The sequence below is a fragment of the Roseomonas sp. KE2513 genome, from assembly GCF_016107305.1.
Lineage (GTDB): Bacteria > Pseudomonadota > Alphaproteobacteria > Acetobacterales > Acetobacteraceae > Roseomonas.
The window spans coordinates 161,131-176,750 of the sequence record NZ_RCVR01000007.1; the positions used below are offsets into that span (position 1 = coordinate 161,131).

Below are 15,620 nucleotides of genomic sequence, written 5' to 3' on the forward strand. Positions count from 1 at the left end.
GCCTTTGCCAGAGCCGCCGCCGCCCCCACCCTCTGAGGAGGCGCCCGTTCTTGCGATGGGCCCCGGCACGGAGTGAGAGCAGAGCGATGGACCAGCATTCCGCCGAGGCGACCGACCCTCATCGCGCGGCCATCTCCGGCCCCGACCTTCTCGCCATGGCCGCGAAGGCTCGCGCGCAGGGCCGGGGCGACCCCTTCGGCGCCCCTGCCCTGGCCATGGCCCTGTCCCTGAGCCGCCGCCTGGATGACGGCGAGCTGACCCTGCCCGACCTTCGCGCGGCGCTGCGCCACATCGGCGACCTCGCCTTTGCCGACCGCGCGGCCTCCCTCGCCCGCAAGCTCGGCGGCACCGATGCCGGGCTGACCGACGCCGCCCTCATCGCGGTCGCCAGCCGCACCGCGCGCCCGGATCCCGCCGATAGCCCCGTTCCCTTCGCCGCCTTCCGCCAGGCCTGCGAGCGCCCCCGCGCCGCGGCAGTGTTCACGGCCCACCCGACCTTCTCCCTGCCGCGCGACACCAACCGGGCCCTGGCCGAGGCCGCCTGCGGCACGCCCCCGCCCTCCGGCCTGCCGCTGCGCCCCGTGCCGCCGGATCTGGAGGAGGAGTTCACCCAGGCCGTCGCCGCCATCGCCAACGGACGGGACGCGCTGGACCGCCTGTCCGCCGCCTTCCTGGCGGTCGCGCGCGACACTTGGCAGGACCGTTGGCGAACCCTCATGCCGGCTCCCGTCCTCCTCTCCTCCTGGGTCGGCTATGACACGGATGGGCGAACCGATATCGGCTGGCAGGACACGCTGCGACTGCGCCTGCGGATGAAGGAGCTTGGCCTCGCCCGGCTGGAGGCGCAGATCGCCGCCCTCTCCCTCGACGCCACCCAACCACTGCTGGACCGCCTCGCCACGGCACTCGATGCCGTGCGCGCGCAGATCATGGCCTGCCCACCGCCCGGCACACCCGAGCCCGAGGCGGCCCAGCGCTTCGCAATGCTCCTCGTCGGCCGGCGGGAGGAGGCGCTGACCACGCCCGAGCCCCTGCTTGAGCTCTTCGGCCCCGCCATCGACGCGGCCCCTGATGACAAGGCACGCCTCGCCCTCTGCGTCGCCCGGGCGGGGCTCGCGGCCCACGGGCTGTCGCTCGCCCAGACCCACACGCGCCTCAACTCGGCACAGCTCCACAACGCCGCGCGGCTGCGCGTGCCCGCCCTCGGCGGCGCGCCCGACGACGCCGCACGCCGCCGCGCCCTCTTCGGCGCCATCAACGCGGCGCTGGACGAGGCCAGGCCCGAGCCGGTCGATACCGGCGGCCTTCTCGCGGAATCCGCGAGCGCCATGCGCCTGATGATGACGGTCGCCCAGATCACGAAGCACGTGGACGCCTCCCAGCCCGTGCGCTTCCTCGTTGCGGAGACCGAGAGCGGCTTCACCCTTCTGGCGGCCCTCTTTCTCGCGCGCCTCTGCGGCGTGGAGCGGCACGTCGAGATCAGCCCCCTCTTCGAGACAGCGGAGGCCCTGGAGCGCCGCGGCGAGCGCGTGATCGAGGAGGCGCTCCGCTCCCCGCACTGGCGCGAGTACCTCCGCGGCATCGGCCGACTCTGCCTGCAGTTCGGCTACTCGGATTCCGGCCGCTACATCGGCCAGCCCGCCGCCAGCCACCTCATCGAGCGCCTGAAGCTCCGCGTCGCCGACCTGCTCGCCCGCCACGGCCTGGGCGCGCTGGAGGTTGTGCTCTTCGAGACCCATGGCGAGGGCCTCGGCCGCGGCGGCCATCCTGACGGCTTGGCCGCGCGCCTCGACTACCTCGACCCGCCCGCCGTTCGCGCCGCCTTCGCCGCCGCCCGGATCCCGACGCGCATCGAGACGAGCTTCCAGGGCGGCGATGGCTACCAGCTCTTCGGCACGCCGGCTCTTGCGCATGCCGTCGTCGCGCGCATCGCCGAGCACGCCTTCGCCCCCCCGCCCGGCGAGGTGACCGACCCTGTCTACGCCGAGGCCGGCTTCGCCGCGGACCTCTTCGCGGGCATGCGCAGCGCCATGGGCGCGCTGGTGGAGGATCCCGGCTATGCCGGCCTGCTTGGCGGCTTCGGCCCGGCGCTGCTGGACCGCACAGGCTCCCGCCCCGTCGCCCGCCAGAGCGACACCGGCGGCCCCGCTACCATCCGCCACGCGCGCGAGCTTCGCGCCATCCCCAACAACGCCGTGCTGCAGCAGCTCGGCTTCCTGGCCAATCTTACCCACGGCCTTGGCGCCAACGCCTCGCGCGAGCCGGAGGGCTTCGCGGAACTTCTTCGCAAGTCCCCCCGCTTCGCCGGTGCCATGGCCTTCGCCCGCGCCGGCCTCTCGCTCTCGGACCCCGACGTGCTGCGCGGCTACGTCGCGACGCTCGATCCCGGCATGTGGCTCGACCGCGCGGCCAATGCCCGCACCGCCGCCAATGCCGCTTCCCTTTCGGCCGTCGCCGCCGCCCTGGAGGAGCAGGGACTGGGCGACCCCGTCCGCCGCGTCTTCCGCAGCCTCCTGGCCGACCAGACCTCCCTGCGCCGCGCCTGGCCCGCGGAAGGGGAGGCGCCTCGCATGTCAGACCGCCTCTTCGCCGTGCACGCCCTGCGGCTGCTGCTGGTGCACCGGATCTGGATGCGCGCCGTAAACATCCCGGAGTTCTCCCCCCGTCACGGCGTGACGCGCGACGGCCTGCTCCGCCGCCTGCTGCGCCTGGACGTGGAGGAGGCCGCGAAACTCCTGGACGGCGTCTTCCCCGCCCACGAACCGCCGAGCGCCTCCCTGGACTATGGCGAACCGCCCTCGCCCCGCTACGGCGGCTACGGGCGGGAGCACGCGGAAATCATGGAGCCGCTACGGGAACTCTTCGCGATGGTGCGAGAGGCGAGCGCGGTGGTGTCGCTGGAGTGCGGGGCCTTCGGGTAGTGACCTGAGTTGTTCGGCGCTGATGGCCCTGGAGAGGGCGCTGCCCTCTCCAGACCTCAACCGCCAGTGGCCTGAGGCCCCTGGACTCGCATCTGGCTGTCGTGGATGCGGTGATGAAGGGCCGGTTCTGTTTCCTGGGCTTCTTCCTGGGCGTGCCGTCGCCTCGGGTTCACGACCCGAGCTGCACCGGCCGCCAAGTTATCTCAAAGTTGAAAAAGAAGATGATGGAGAGGGGGCCGGGAGAGGAGGAATTCCTTCTTCCTCTCCCCGGAGTCACCAGCACCGGCTTTCCTCAGACCTCAGCCGCCACCCGCGCTGCGACTGGTGCATCCCCCAGTCCCGTATCGCCGTAGAGCCAGTGAATCGTGTCGTACCACTGCTCCTGACTCTTGCTGGACATGATGCTGTTCCGCAGCGCCGCGTGTGCGCCAGCCGGGTGGTAGATGTGGTCCCCCACCGCGCGGGACTGGAGTTGCACGCGCGCCGTCCGCAGCACGCGGCGACGGCGATAGGCCTCCAGCGCCGCCTCTGCATCGCCGGGGTGCGCCGCCATTTCCTGAGCGAGGCAGACGCCATCCTCCATCGCCATGCAAGCGCCCTGCGCCAGGTATTGCAACGTGGGATGCGCGGCGTCGCCCAGCACGGCCACGCGGCCATCCACCCATTTCTCCGTGGGATCGCGGTCGCAGAGCACCCAAAGCTTCCAGTCCCGCCCGTGGCGGATGATGCTCTGCGCCTTCGGATGCACGTGCTCGAAGCCGCGCATCACCTCCTCCTCCTCCACGGGCAGGCCGGCCACCGGCTCGGGCGCGTCGTTGTGGTAGGTGACAACGAGGTTGAAGGTCTTCCACCCAGAGAGCGGGTAGTGGACGATATGGCACTTCGGCCCGGCCCAAAGCGTCGCCGCGTTCCAGCGAAGGTCCTCCGGCATCTGCTCGGTCGGGATGACGGAACGATAGGTGGTGTGGCCGGTCACGCGCGGCGGGCCATCGCCCACCACGCGGGTGCGAATGCGAGACCACAATCCGTCCGCCCCAATCAGCACGGAACCCGGAACCGCCTCGCCGGATTGCAGAAGGGCCGTTACGCCGCTGCCATCCTGCTCGTAATCCATGACCGCGCAGCCGGTGCGGAGCGTGATGCGCGGGCTCGCCTCGCAGGCACGGAGAAACACGCCGTGCAGGTCGCCCCGGTGCACGACGGCGTAGGGGTTGCCGAAGCGCCGCCGGAAATCCTCCTTCAGGTCGATAATGGCGATGTCCTCGGCCATCAGCGCGTCCATCAGCCGAAGCTGGTCCACGTAGACGGCCATGGCCCGCGCCGCGTCGCCGATGCCCAGGTGATCGAAGGCCTGGAAGGCATTGGGGCCGAGCTGGATGCCCGCGCCGATCTCGCCCAGCACCGGTGCGCGCTCCAGCACCGTCACGTTGAAGCCGGCCTGGGCGAGCCCGAGGGCCGCGGCCAGCCCGCCGATGCCGCCACCGGCGATGAGGATCGGCTTTTCCTGGCGAGTGGTCATCCTTGGTCCTCCGGGTGCATGGTCTTCTCGCCGGCGTTCGCTTCGCCGGGGCCGTTCAGGGCTGCCGCAAAGGGGGCTGGGAGAGGGTGGTGGCAACGACCACATCCCCCGACGCAACCCGAACGGGGCAGCTCGACGGGATTGACCTTACACGGATTGTCCGTATACGGTCAAACCTCAAAGGAGGGACGGCGACGATGGACACGAATGTGAATTCCGCGCCCGGCACGCAGGACCCGGCGGTGGAGGCGAGGCGCCAGGAGTTCTACGGCCGCATCGGCCAGCAGAACCTGACGCCCCTCTGGCTTTCGCTTGCGGAACTGGTCACCCCCGAGCCGCGCAGCGCCTGCCGCCCTGCCAGCTGGCGCTTCGATGAGATCCGTGCCGCGATGATGGAGGCCGGCAGCCTCATCACCGCCAAGGAGGCCGAGCGCCGCGTGCTGGTGCTCGAGAACCCAGGGCTCCGAGGCCAGTCCCGCATCACCACCTCGCTCTATTCCGGCGTACAGCTCGTCCTGCCCGGCGAGGTCGCGCCCGCCCATCGCCACACCCAGACCGCACTGCGCTTCGTCCTCGAGGGCAGCGGCGCCTACACCGCTGTGAACGGCGAGCGCACGATCATGGAGGAGGGCGACTTCATCATCACGCCCCCCATGTCCTGGCACGATCACGGCAACGAGAGCGACCGGCCGATCTTCTGGCTCGACGGCCTCGACATCCCCGTGGTTCAGCTCCTCGATGCCTCCTTCGCCGAACACCTCGACCAGGACGAGCAGCCCGTCACCCGCCCCCTCGGCGACAGCGACGCGCGCTTTGGCGCCAACCTCATGCCGGTGGACCACAAGCCCAGCGGCGGCAGCTCCCCTGTCTTCAACTATCCCTATGCCCGCACGCGCGAGGCGCTGGAGCGCATGCGCCGCGCCGAGGCCTGGGATCCCTGCCACGGGCTGAAGATGCGCTACACCAACCCGGTCACCGGCAACCACGCCATGGCGACCATGGGCACCTTCATCCAGCTCCTGCCGAAGGGCTTCTCCACCGCCGCCTACCGCTCCACCGACGCGACCGTCTTCGTGCCGATGGAGGGCCGCGGTCGCAGCATCATCGGCGACGACTTCGTGGTGGACTGGGGCAAGCGCGACGTCTTCGTCGTTCCCTCCTGGAAGAAGGTCCGCCACGAGGCGGCGGAGGAGAGCGTCCTCTTTTCCTTCTCGGACCGGCCTGTGCAGGAAGCGCTGCACCTCTGGCGCGAGGACCGCGGCAACGCCTGATGGGGTGGCGTTGGTGACTCTGGGGAGAGGAAGAAGGAATTCTTCCTCTCCCCGAACCCCTCACCATCATCTTCTTCTTCTATCTGTTTGGAATCGCTGAGCGGCCGGTGAGCCTTGGGTCGTGGACCCGAGGCGACTGCACATGCGGGAAGGGTGCCGGGAAAAGAACCGGCTCCCATCATTCATCCGCGCCAGCCAGATGGGGATCCAAGGGCCTCAGGCCCTTGGCGGGCGCGGGACGAACGCTGCGCGTTCGCCCGGAGGTACGGAGAGGGCAACGCCCTCTCCGGGGCCAGCAAGGCGGCAGTGACGAAGAGAGATTCTACTCCGGCTCGATCTTCGCCACCTCGGCCATCTTCGCGCTCCGCACGTTCTCGGTCGCGATGAAGCGGGTGAAGGTGGCGCGGTCTTCCGTCACTGGTTCCGCACCCTGCTCGGCGAGGCGCGCGCGGATGTCGGGCTCGCGGGAAATCGTCTGCACGGCGGTGTTCACGCGGTCGGCCTCGGCGTCGGCCAGGCCCTTCGGCGCCCACATCGCGTACCACAGCGTGAAGTCGAGCGAGGGCATGCCCTGTTCGGCGATGGTCGGGATCGCCGGCGCACGGGGCGAGCGTTGCGGACCCATGATGGCGTAGGCGCGAAGCTTCCCATCCTCGATCTGCGGCAGGGCCGAGCCGAGCGGGGCCACCATCAGCGCGGTATTGCCGGAGACAACGTCGGTCAGCGCGGGCGCGGTGCCGCGATAGGTGACGACAAGACTGTCGAGGCCCGCCTCGCGCTTGAAGCCCTCGGTCGCCAGGTGCCCCATGGAGCCGAGGCCGGAATTGGCAAAGGTGAAGCGGTCGGGCCGCGACTTCATCGCCGGGATTAGCGCGGCAACGCCCCCTTCCGGTGTGCTGCGCGGGTTGCCCACGAGCACCATGGGCGCCGTCGCCAGGCGCGAGATGGGCGTGAAGTCTCCCACGGGGTCGTAGGGTACGGAGCGCATCACGTGCTTGGCCATGAGCTGGATGTCGGCGTTGACGAGGTAGGTGAGCCCGTCGGCCGCCGAGCGCGCCACCTCCGCCGCACCGAGCGTGTTGCTCGCGCCGGAGCGGTTCTCCACCACCCAGGTCGAGCCCAGCAGATCGCCGAGGCGCGTGGCGTAGATGCGCCCGATGATGTCGATCGCCCCGCCCGGCGCCGCCGGCACGACGATGCGCACCGGCCGCCGCTGCGCGCGCACCGCAACGGGAAGGGCGGCGAGGAGCGAAGCGGCACCGAGGCTTCGACGGCTGATGTTCATGGCCACTCCCTCCTAGATGCCACCATAGCCGGCGCGGGCCCGCCAGTAGGACCAGGCGCGCTCCAGCGGCCGCTCGCCCATCAGCATGTCGCCGGCCATGCGCGTCTCGCCCTCGGTGAGGTAGCGCGGCTTGCCCATCGCCATGGCGCGGGACTGCAGTTCCGCGTTGTCCTTCATCCGCACGGAGACGAAGACCACCGCCGGAAGGGATTGCGCGGCGCAGGTGGCGCCGTGATTGCGCAGCAGCACCGAGGTGCCGCCGCCGAGCACCTTCGCCAGGCTGTCGGCCTTCGGCACGTCGTCGATGAGCATGTTCGTGTCGCCGAACTCGTCCCGGCTGTCCCAGACCGGCACCGGGCCGCCCAGCACGGAACCCATGTGGAACACGGGCCGGAGCGGCACCTCGTCGATCACCGTATAGGGCAGCACGGCTGGCGAGTGGTGGTGCACCGTCGCCTGCACGTCCGGCCGCGCGGCGAAAATCCGCGCGTGCAGCACGCTCTCGAGGTAAGGGCGTAGGCCCTTCGGATCGACGGGGACGCCGTCCAGTGTGAACTCCAGCAGGTCGTCGCGCGTGACGATCTCGGGCGAGCGGGAGCGCGAGACGAAGAAGCGGTCCGCGCGATCGGGGTGGCGCACCGCGACATGCCCAAAGTCGTCGAGCACGTTCTCATGCGCGAGGATGCGGTTGGCGATCACAAGGTCGCCCAGCAAGCTGTGCAGGTCCTGCTTCAAGCCGGTGTCTCCATCCCTTTCGAGGGGTGGACCGAGCGGCGGACCTCCCCATTCCTTTGAAAAGGCAGTATGCGTTCTTTCAGCATACCGTCAATGCGGCCGACCGTCGCCCGGAAGATCAGCCGACAGAACAACACGGAACCCGCACCCGATGCACGAACTCTACGCCATGCCCGGGCACCTCATCCGGCGGGCCCAGCAGATATCCAGCGCCCTCTTCGCCGAGGAGGTGGCCGCGCAGGACCTCACCTCGGTGCAGTTCGGCGCTCTCTACGCCATCCGCGAGAACCCGGACGTGGACGCGACACGCCTCTCCGCCCTCATTGCGTTCGATCGCTCCACCCTTGGCGGCGTGCTCGAGCGGCTGGAGGCGAAGGGCTGGATCGAGCGCTCCCACACCGAGGGTGACCGCCGCGCCAAGCGCCTGCGCCTCACCCCGGAAGGCGAGGCGCTCCTTCGCCGCGTGGAACCCGCTGTTCGGCGCGTGCAGGAGCGCATCCTGGCACCCCTCTCGCCGACGGACCGCGCCACCCTCATCCGTCTCCTCGGCGAATTGGCGGAGGTGCACAACGAGGTGACGCCAGCGCCGCTGCGCCGCCGGGCAGTGGGGTAGCCGCTACCCCCGGAAGCGCCCGAGGAAGGCCACGACCTCCTGCAGGGTCGGCGGACGGTGCAACACCGCCCAGCGATCCCTCAGGAAGGCGAGGTAGGCATTGCCCAGCGCGGTCGTCAGCCCATAGGCCACCGCCGCGTTGATCGCACCGCCCGCGATGCTGCCGACCCCGGGCACGAGCTTCAGCAGCGTGCCGAAGGCCCGGGCCGCGACCCTGCCGCCCATCCCCGCCGCGGCCGGGCCGAGCAGCGCGGCGGCGACAGCCTTCAGCGGCATCTCCTCGGCCGGCGTGCCCATGCGGACGGTCACGTCCACGATCATCTTCGCCTGCAAGCCGAAGAGCAGCGCGGCATCGGCGAAGGGCAGGGGGGTGGCCGAGAGGGCGGCGGCCGCCCTCGCATGCGCGGCAATGGCCGCCTCCGCCTCGGCGATCTTCGGCGCGAGGGCGACGAGATTCGCCGCCGCCGCCGCCGCGCGCCGCCCGGCCGGCAGGGCCGCGACGGTGGCCGCCACCAACTCCTCCAGCCCGCGCGCCTCTACCTTCGCGCCGCCTGGAAACAGGCGCGGGGCCGCCACCACCCGCAGCACGGCCGTGGCCTCCGGCACCAGCGCCCTCGCGGCCTCCGAGAGCCGGTCCTCCCCCCAGGCCTTGGTCAGCACGAGGATCACCGGAACCCCGCCCTGCGCCAGCAGGCGAGCGAGATCCCGGTCCGCCGGCTCCACCCGCTCCCCCGCCGAATCGACGCAGAGCCAGGCCACGTGCAGCCGCTCCTCCTCGGGCAGGGCGGACAGGCGGGCCAGCTCCGCCTCCACCGCCTCCCGCGTCTCGCCATAGGCGCCCGGCTCCAGCCCGCGCGTATCGGCCAGGTGCAGCGGCGCGCAGGGGTGCCGGTACCAGGTGGCGGCGGAGGAGACCGGCGCGCCCTCTCCCGCCTCCGCCACCACGCGCCCAAAGACTGCGTTCACCAGGGTGCTCTTGCCCGCCCCGGATCGGCCGGCCAGCAGAACGTTGCAGCGCTGCATCCCCGCCAGACGGTCCTCCACGCCAGGAAGCGCCGCCACCGCGTCATCCAGCAGGGTCGTGCCCCGCCCGAGCAGCCGGCCGAGCCATGTCCCGCGCCGCGGGGCGGGGCGGGTGAAGCCGCGCACCACCGCTGCCCGATCTCCCAGCGCCGAGAGCTTCTTCACCCGCAGCGCCGTCAGCAGGGCGATCAGCCCCGGCGCGGCCTCCGCCCCCTCCACCAGCATCGGCCGCAGGGCCGTCGCGAGCGGCAGGGGGCCGGGATCGGGAAGCCCCGCCGCGGCCGCGATCTCCGCCCGCTCCGCCCGGGTGCAGAGCAGCAGGAGCGGCAGCGGGTCGCCCCCGGCCACGGCACGGCGGGCGTGCTCCAGCGCGACGGCGATCGGGTCGGCCTTGACGGGCTTGCGGCGCATCACGACGACTCTGCCCGGCATGTCCCCTCCCGTCCAACCCCCTCCAGCTCTCCAGGCCCCTGATCAGGAGGGCGGCAGCGCCTCTCTCATCGCCGCCCTGCTCGCGGGCAGCGAGGCGGAGCTGGCGGCGGAGCTGGAACCAGCGGTGGAGGCCTTCATCGGCAACGCCGTCTTCCGCTACGTGGCGGAGGAGGCGCTGGTCGCCATCTCCGTCACCGCCGTCTTCTTCGCTCTCGCGGCCGTCGCGCCCCTCCTGCCCAGCGTCGGCTGGGCCATCGCGGCGGCGGGCGCGGTGCTCCTCTGGTACCTCCTCCACTTCGCACAGGGGGTGATCTCCACCTGGCCGCTCGTCCGCGCCCTGTTCCTGCTGCGCGGTGCTCCGGTCTTCCGCTTCGCCCTCTTCGTTCTTGCCCGCCACGCGATCACAATGCTGGAGACGAAGATGGAGGAGGTGGGCCGCGCCGCCTCCCTCATCCCCCGCCTCGGTCTCCGCGCCGCGCGCCTTGTCTACCAGGACGACCGCGACCGCGTGGCCCTCGCCCTGGCCGACGCCCTCGGCAAGGCCGTGCGGCGGGAACTCCTCTGGACGGCGGCGCTCGGCCTCCTGCCCATGCTCGTGGTGATGTTCGGCTTCCGCTCGGCCCTCATGTGGAAGGCGGGCCTCTACGGCGTCGCCCATATGGCCTGGTGGGAGCTGCTGCTGCTCCCCTTCCGCGGTATCGGCATGGGATTCTAGGAAGCACCCCAGGGTATCGCGCCGCCCCGCATGGCCGCCCGGGCGTTACACCAGGGGCCTCACTGGCCCGGGCGAGGATGCAAGACGATGAGGATCCCCACCCTCTTCACCGCGGACCGCCGGCACGCGATCGGCACCCTCGCCGCCGCGGGGCTGGGCGCGGCCTCCGGCCCGGCCGCCGCGCAGGGCCGCCAGCCCGGCGGGGCGGCGCATGTCGTGCTGCTCGGCGACTCATCCTTCGACAACAAGGCCTATGTGGGCGGCCAACCCGATGTTGTGACGCATCTGCGCGGTCGGCTGCCGCCCCCCTGGCAGGCGACCCTGGCCGCGGTGGACGGCGCGGTATCGGGCGACGTGCCGCGGCAACTCGCGCGTGTTCCGGCAGAGGCCACGCATCTGGTGGTCAGCGTCGGCGGCAATGACGGTCTCCGGCAGGAAGGGGTGTTCCAGCAGGCCGCCAGGAGCGTCGGCGAGGGCGCGGCCAGGCTCGCTGATGTACGCGAGCGCTTCCGGCAGGACTACCGCGCCATGCTCGACGCCGTCCTCGCGCGGGGGCTGCCGACGGCCCTCTGCACGGTCTACGACCCGCGCTTCCCCGATCCGCTGCGCCAGCGCCTGGCCCTGGCGGGCCTCGCGCTGTTCAACGACGTGATTATCCGGGCCGCCTTCTCGCGCGGCCTGCCCCTGCTCGACCTGCGCCTCATCTGCAGCGAGGACGCCGACTTCGCGAACCCCATCGAGCCCTCCGGACAGGGCGGCGGCAAGATCGCGGGGGCCATTCTCCATCTGCTCTCGGAGCACGACTTCGGCCGACAGCATCCCGAAGTCTTCACCGGCAGCCCTCGCCGGTAGTGCCTCAAGCCCTCGCGCGCCGGTCTCAGCCACGCCGAGGCGCCCTCCCGGCCCGAAACTCCCTGTTCGCCAGGAAGGACAACCTGTGGGTGGATGCCGAGCCCGCGCATCACGCTGAGCGCGACGCCGTAACCGCCCGATCCATGCGGACCTCGCCTGCCAAGCCGGGAGGAGGCTGGACCACCCGGTGTCAGCCGCCGTCGTGCCCTTCCGGCAGGAAGGCCCGCGAACGGCTCAGCAATTCCTCCACCCCATGGGCGGGCAGCAGCACCGTCCCATCCTCCCCCACCAGCGCCCGACTGTTCACGGCCGCGATCGCCACCTCCGGCATCGTCTCCGCGATCCGGCTGCGCAGCCGCGCATGGCTTGCCTCCCCGGGCTCCGCATGGGTCAGCACCACGAGGCAGGGGATGCCGGCCGAGCGCAGGGAGGCGGCCAACCCCGCCAGTGTTCCGGTCCCCGCGAAGGAGCGCCCTCCTTCCGCATTGATCACCAGCCAGACGAGATGGGGCCGCCGCTCCGCCGGCAGCGCGGCCAGCGAGGCCTCGAAGGCCCGCACCTGCGCCGCGCTCTCCGCCGCCTCCAGCCCCCGCGTGTCGCCCAGCGCGAGGGGGAGGGGGGACCTCTCCCCGTACCAGCTCGTCCCTGCCGTCACCGGCGCCCCGGCGCCCGCTGGCGCCGTTCCCTCGCCGAGGACGGCATTCACCAGCGCGCTCTTCCCCGCGCCTGTCGGCCCCACGAGCAGGATTCGCCCGCGCCCTACCGCCCAGTCCGGTGCCGCCGCCCTGGAACGGAAAAGGCCCGGGGCGGCGCCGCGAAGCGCCCCCCAGGCCTTTCCAAACAACCGCGCCACCGGCAGCCTAGCGGAAGTTGAAGGGCGGCGGCTCCTCTTCGCCCGTATCGGGCATCGGCACTTCGATACGGACCGTGCTCGGATCTACGCCGGTTCCCTTGTCGATCCAGTAGGTCACACTCTCCGGCCAGAGGATTACGACTCCCACCAGCACCACCTGCAGCACCAGCCAGGGAATGGCGCCCCAGTAAATGTCGCGCGACAGCACCGTCTTTGGCGCGATGCCGCGCAGGTAGAACAGTGCGAAGCCGAAAGGCGGGTGCATGAAGCTCGTCTGCAGGTTAATGCAGAGCAGCACGCCAAACCAGACGAGGTCGATGCCCAGCTTGGCTGCCACCGGCGCCAGCAACGGCACGATGATGAAGGCAATCTCGAAGAAGTCGAGGAAGAAGGCGAGGAAGAAGACGAAAATATTAACGAAGATGAGGAAGCCAATCTGCCCGCCCGGCAAGCCGGAAAGGATGTGCTCCAGCCAGATGGAGCCATCGACGCCCTGGAACACGAGTGAGAAGACGGTGGCGCCGAGCAGGATGAAGATCACCATGGCGGTGATGCGCATGGTGTTGCCCATGGCCTCCCGCAGCAGCGCCCAGGTGTAGCGCCCGTTGGCGACGGCCAGGACGACGGCGCCCACAGCGCCCATGGCGCCCGCCTCGGTCGGCGTGGCCAGCCCCATAAAGATAGTGCCGAGCACGAGGAAGATGAGGACAATGGACGGCACCATCCCCTTGGCCACGCGCCAGATCAGCGGCCAGCCGCGGGCGCCCAGCGCCTCGTCCGGCAGCGGCGGCACTTTGTGCGGCGCGAAGATCGAGACGCCGACGATGAAGAGGATAAAGAGCAGGATCTGCAGGATCGAGGGCCCGATCGCGCCCGCATACATGTCGCCCACCGAGCGCCCGAGCTGGTCGCCCAGCACGATCAGCACGAGGGAGGGCGGGATGAGCTGCGTGATGGTGCCCGACGCCGCGATCACGCCCGTCGCGATCCGCATATCGTAGCCGTACTTGATCATGATCGGCAGGCTGATCATGCCCATGGCGATGACCGAGGCCGCGACGGTGCCCGTGATGGCGCCGAGCACCGCGCCCACGAGGATCACCGCATAGGCGAGGCCGCCCGGGATCTTCCCGAAGAGCTGCCCCGTCCCCTCCAGCAGGTCCTCCGCCAGCCCGCAGCGCTCGAGGATCGCGCCCATCAGCGTGAAGAAGGGGATCGAGAGCAGCAGGTCGTTCGACAGCGTGCCGAAGACACGGAGCGGCAGCACGCCGAGGTAGTCTGTCGTGAAGAAGCCGAGCTCGATCGAGATGAAGCCGAAGAACAGCCCCACCGCGGCTAGGGAGAAGGCCACGGGGAAGCCGATCAGAAGAAACACCACCAGGCCGCCGAACATCAGCGGCGGCATGTAGTCCGCGTTCATGTGAAGGATCGTCCAGTCAGGGTCTGGTGGGTCACTGGAGCGGCCGCTCGTATTCCACGACCGCCTCCCCCTCGGGCTTCAGGCCCCGCAGCAGCGCAATCCGCTTGATGAGCTCGGATACTCCCTGCAGCGCGATCATGAGGAAGCCGACCGGCAGGATCAGCTTCACTGGCCAGCGGATCAGCCCGCCCGCGTTCTGGCTACCCTCGCCCCGCTGCCAGCTGTCGAGGAAGAAGGGCCAGGTCATCCAGGTCAGCAGGATCATGGCCGGAAGGAGGAAGACGATGATGCCCAGGATATCGACCCACAGTCGCGCCCGTGGCCCGAAGCTGCCGTAGAGGATGTCCACCCGGACATGCTCGTTCCGGAACAGCGTGTAGGACGCCCCCAACATCACCATGCCGGCGAAGAGGTACCACTGTACCTCCAGCCAAGCATTGGACGAGTAGGAGAGGCCGTAGCGCACCGTGGCGTTGCCAGCGCTGATCGCGCAGGCCAGCAACGTCATCCAGTCCGCCGCACGGCCGAATAGCGCGTTCACGCTGTCGACCATGCGGCTGAAGGCCAACAAGGGCTTCATCGTCACCAGTATCCTTGTGCCTGCCCGGCCTCAGCGCCGGGGCTGAGCCCCCGCGGCGGCCGGGGCCTGCTGCTCCTGCGCCTGCATAAGGTAGACGAAGCTATCGTAGGAGTTCTCTGCCACCCGGAACCACTGGAGTTGGGTGTCGCGGAAGGCCTTGAAGTGGTCGTAGACCTTCTTGAAGCGCGGGTTCGTTGCCGCCGTCTCGTCATAGAGCTCGAAGGTGGCGCGGTAGCAGGCCTGCATCACGTCGCGCGGGAAGGGGCGGAGCTGCGTGCCGCTCGCCAGCAGGCGGCGCAGCGCCGGCGGGTTCTGCGCGTCGTACTTCGCCATCGTCTCGATCGTGGCGTCCCGGCAGGCGCTGTTCAGCGCATCCTTGTAAATCTGCGGAAGCTCGTCGTACTTCGCCTTGTTGATGTGGAGCGACAGGTTGAGCCCGCCCTCCCACCAGCCCGGGTAGTAGTAGTAGGGGGCGACGCGGTTGAAGCCGAGCTTCTCGTCGTCATAGGGCCCGATCCATTCCGCGGCATCGATCGTCCCGCGCTCGAGCGAGGCGTAGATGTCGCCGCCCGCGATCTGCTGCGGCACCGAGCCCAGCTTCTGGATGACGTTGCCCGCGAAGCCGCCGATGCGGAACTTCAGGCCCTTCAGGTCCTCGACGCTGCGGATCTCTTTGCGGAACCAGCCGCCCATCTGCGCGCCCGTGTTGCCGGCCTGGAGGGAGACGATGTTGTACCCCTCGAAGAACTCGCGCATCACCTCATGCCCGCCGCCGGCATTCAGCCAGGCGTTGAGCTGACGGAAGTTCATGCCGAAGGGAACCGTGCCGTCAAAGGCGAAGGTCGGGTCCTTGCCGACGAAGTAGTAGGAGGCTGTGTGGGCGCACTCGATATTACCCTGCTGCACGGCATCCACCGTGCCGAAGGCTGGAACGATCTCGCCGGCGGCGAAGGTGCGGATCTGGAACTTATTGTCCGTCAGCGCCGCGACCCGCTTTGCCACATGTTCGCCCGCGCCGTAGATCGTATCGAGGCTCTTCGGGAAGGAGGAGGCCATGCGCCAGCGAAGCTCGGGCATGGTCTGCGCGACTGCGGGGGCGGCAAGGGTCGTCGCCGCGGCAGCTGCCAGAGGCGCTCCCGCGACAAAACGGCGTCGATTCATCAGATCTTCGTCTCCCTTTTCGGCCCATCGCGCGCGGGCGTTCCAAAACGCCCCTTAAACTTCCACAACGCCGCTGCCTAGCGTCCTTCTCATGTTGTGAAGCCGGAATGGAGGGTGCCGCACGGGGTGGGTGGCCGCAGTGGTTGCGCGAGCCCTGCGATTTCCTAGGTCAGCCGCGTTTGTTCACCTTTCCTTCACGCTGGCGCCGGAATGCTGTGCGGGCCGGAAGATCCGGCACCC

13 protein-coding genes are annotated in these 15,620 nt (G+C 70.1%); 5 read left to right on the plus strand and 8 right to left on the minus strand.

All coding sequences use genetic code 11. From position 1 onward, the window contains the following. Window positions 1-86 precede the first annotated feature (86 nt). Complete coding sequence (locus tag D9599_RS09600) at window positions 87-2,921, plus strand: phosphoenolpyruvate carboxylase (protein WP_198381009.1); 2,835 nt, start codon at window positions 87-89, stop codon at window positions 2,919-2,921. Window positions 2,922-3,213: 292 nt separating this feature from the next. Here D9599_RS09600 and D9599_RS09605 read toward each other — a convergent pair whose 3' ends face one another. After that, window positions 3,214-4,440, minus strand: a complete 1,227-nt coding sequence (locus D9599_RS09605; RefSeq protein ID WP_198381010.1) for a 3-hydroxybenzoate 6-monooxygenase — start codon at window positions 4,438-4,440, stop codon at window positions 3,214-3,216. 197 nt (window positions 4,441-4,637) lie between these two features. Between D9599_RS09605 and gtdA the strand changes: the two genes are divergently transcribed. Beyond that, complete coding sequence (gene gtdA, locus D9599_RS09610; RefSeq protein ID WP_198381011.1) at window positions 4,638-5,711, plus strand: gentisate 1,2-dioxygenase; 1,074 nt, start codon at window positions 4,638-4,640, stop codon at window positions 5,709-5,711. Window positions 5,712-6,033: 322 nt separating this feature from the next. Here gtdA and D9599_RS09615 read toward each other — a convergent pair whose 3' ends face one another. Both D9599_RS09615 and D9599_RS09620 read right to left on the minus strand, forming a co-directional pair. Continuing rightward, window positions 6,034-6,996 carry a tripartite tricarboxylate transporter substrate binding protein gene (locus tag D9599_RS09615; protein ID WP_198381012.1) on the minus strand — a complete coding sequence of 321 codons (963 nt, stop codon included), beginning with the start codon at window positions 6,994-6,996 and terminating at the stop codon, window positions 6,034-6,036. Between the two features lie 12 nt (window positions 6,997-7,008). Next, window positions 7,009-7,731, minus strand: coding sequence for a class II aldolase/adducin family protein (locus D9599_RS09620; RefSeq protein ID WP_198381013.1), 723 nt, complete (start codon window positions 7,729-7,731; stop codon window positions 7,009-7,011). 151 nt (window positions 7,732-7,882) lie between these two features. Here D9599_RS09620 and D9599_RS09625 point away from each other — a divergent pair, with 151 nt between their 5' ends. Beyond that, on the plus strand, window positions 7,883-8,344 hold the full coding sequence (locus D9599_RS09625; RefSeq protein ID WP_198381014.1) for a MarR family winged helix-turn-helix transcriptional regulator: 462 nt from the start codon (window positions 7,883-7,885) through the stop codon (window positions 8,342-8,344). A 3-nt stretch (window positions 8,345-8,347) separates the two neighbouring features. Here D9599_RS09625 and D9599_RS09630 read toward each other — a convergent pair whose 3' ends face one another. Beyond that, window positions 8,348-9,799, minus strand: a complete 1,452-nt coding sequence (locus D9599_RS09630) for a GTPase (protein WP_198381015.1) — start codon at window positions 9,797-9,799, stop codon at window positions 8,348-8,350. On the opposite strand from D9599_RS09630, the gene D9599_RS09635 reads away from it, so the two are divergent. Both D9599_RS09635 and D9599_RS09640 read left to right on the plus strand, forming a co-directional pair. Next, window positions 9,798-10,514 carry a hypothetical protein gene (locus D9599_RS09635; protein ID WP_198381016.1) on the plus strand — a complete coding sequence of 239 codons (717 nt, stop codon included), beginning with the start codon at window positions 9,798-9,800 and terminating at the stop codon, window positions 10,512-10,514. The two genes, D9599_RS09630 and D9599_RS09635, sit on opposite strands and share 2 nt — an antisense overlap. Window positions 10,515-10,601: 87 nt before the next feature. Continuing rightward, window positions 10,602-11,366 (plus strand): SGNH/GDSL hydrolase family protein, encoded by a 765-nt coding sequence (locus D9599_RS09640; RefSeq protein ID WP_198381017.1) that lies wholly within the window; start codon window positions 10,602-10,604, stop codon window positions 11,364-11,366. A gap of 190 nt (window positions 11,367-11,556) precedes the next feature. On the opposite strand, the gene D9599_RS09645 is transcribed toward D9599_RS09640, so the two are convergent. Genes D9599_RS09645 through D9599_RS09660 form a run of 4 tightly spaced genes read right to left on the minus strand, consistent with a single transcriptional unit; the run spans window position 11,557 to window position 15,380 of the window. After that, window positions 11,557-12,219 carry a GTPase domain-containing protein gene (locus tag D9599_RS09645; RefSeq protein ID WP_309228591.1) on the minus strand — a complete coding sequence of 221 codons (663 nt, stop codon included), beginning with the start codon at window positions 12,217-12,219 and terminating at the stop codon, window positions 11,557-11,559. Window positions 12,220-12,226: 7 nt separating this feature from the next. Then, entirely contained in the window at window positions 12,227-13,639 is a 1,413-nt protein-coding gene (locus D9599_RS09650; RefSeq protein WP_198381019.1) for a TRAP transporter large permease subunit, read from the minus strand. A 31-nt stretch (window positions 13,640-13,670) separates the two neighbouring features. Continuing rightward, complete coding sequence (locus D9599_RS09655) at window positions 13,671-14,219, minus strand: TRAP transporter small permease subunit (RefSeq protein ID WP_198381020.1); 549 nt, start codon at window positions 14,217-14,219, stop codon at window positions 13,671-13,673. A 30-nt stretch (window positions 14,220-14,249) separates the two neighbouring features. Continuing rightward, a complete protein-coding gene (locus tag D9599_RS09660) occupies window positions 14,250-15,380 on the minus strand; it encodes a TRAP transporter substrate-binding protein (RefSeq protein WP_198381021.1) in 1,131 nt (376 codons plus the stop codon). Window positions 15,381-15,620: the final 240 nt, after the last annotated feature.

Bases quoted from the DNA above. Each gene is read 5' to 3' on its own strand.
- D9599_RS09600 (WP_198381009.1), top strand. From the start codon at position 87: ATGGACCAGCATTCCGCCGAGGCGACCGACCCTCATCGCGCGGCCATC.
- D9599_RS09605 (WP_198381010.1), bottom strand. From the start codon at position 4,440: ATGACCACTCGCCAGGAAAAGCCGATCCTCATCGCCGGTGGCGGCATC.
- gtdA (WP_198381011.1), top strand. From the start codon at position 4,638: ATGGACACGAATGTGAATTCCGCGCCCGGCACGCAGGACCCGGCGGTG.
- D9599_RS09615 (WP_198381012.1), bottom strand. From the start codon at position 6,996: ATGAACATCAGCCGTCGAAGCCTCGGTGCCGCTTCGCTCCTCGCCGCC.
- D9599_RS09625 (WP_198381014.1), top strand. From the start codon at position 7,883: ATGCACGAACTCTACGCCATGCCCGGGCACCTCATCCGGCGGGCCCAG.
- D9599_RS09635 (WP_198381016.1), top strand. From the start codon at position 9,798: ATGTCCCCTCCCGTCCAACCCCCTCCAGCTCTCCAGGCCCCTGATCAG.
- D9599_RS09630 (WP_198381015.1), bottom strand. From the start codon at position 9,799: ATGCCGGGCAGAGTCGTCGTGATGCGCCGCAAGCCCGTCAAGGCCGAC.
- D9599_RS09640 (WP_198381017.1), top strand. From the start codon at position 10,602: ATGAGGATCCCCACCCTCTTCACCGCGGACCGCCGGCACGCGATCGGC.
- D9599_RS09650 (WP_198381019.1), bottom strand. From the start codon at position 13,639: ATGAACGCGGACTACATGCCGCCGCTGATGTTCGGCGGCCTGGTGGTG.
- D9599_RS09655 (WP_198381020.1), bottom strand. From the start codon at position 14,219: ATGAAGCCCTTGTTGGCCTTCAGCCGCATGGTCGACAGCGTGAACGCG.
- D9599_RS09660 (WP_198381021.1), bottom strand. From the start codon at position 15,380: ATGAATCGACGCCGTTTTGTCGCGGGAGCGCCTCTGGCAGCTGCCGCG.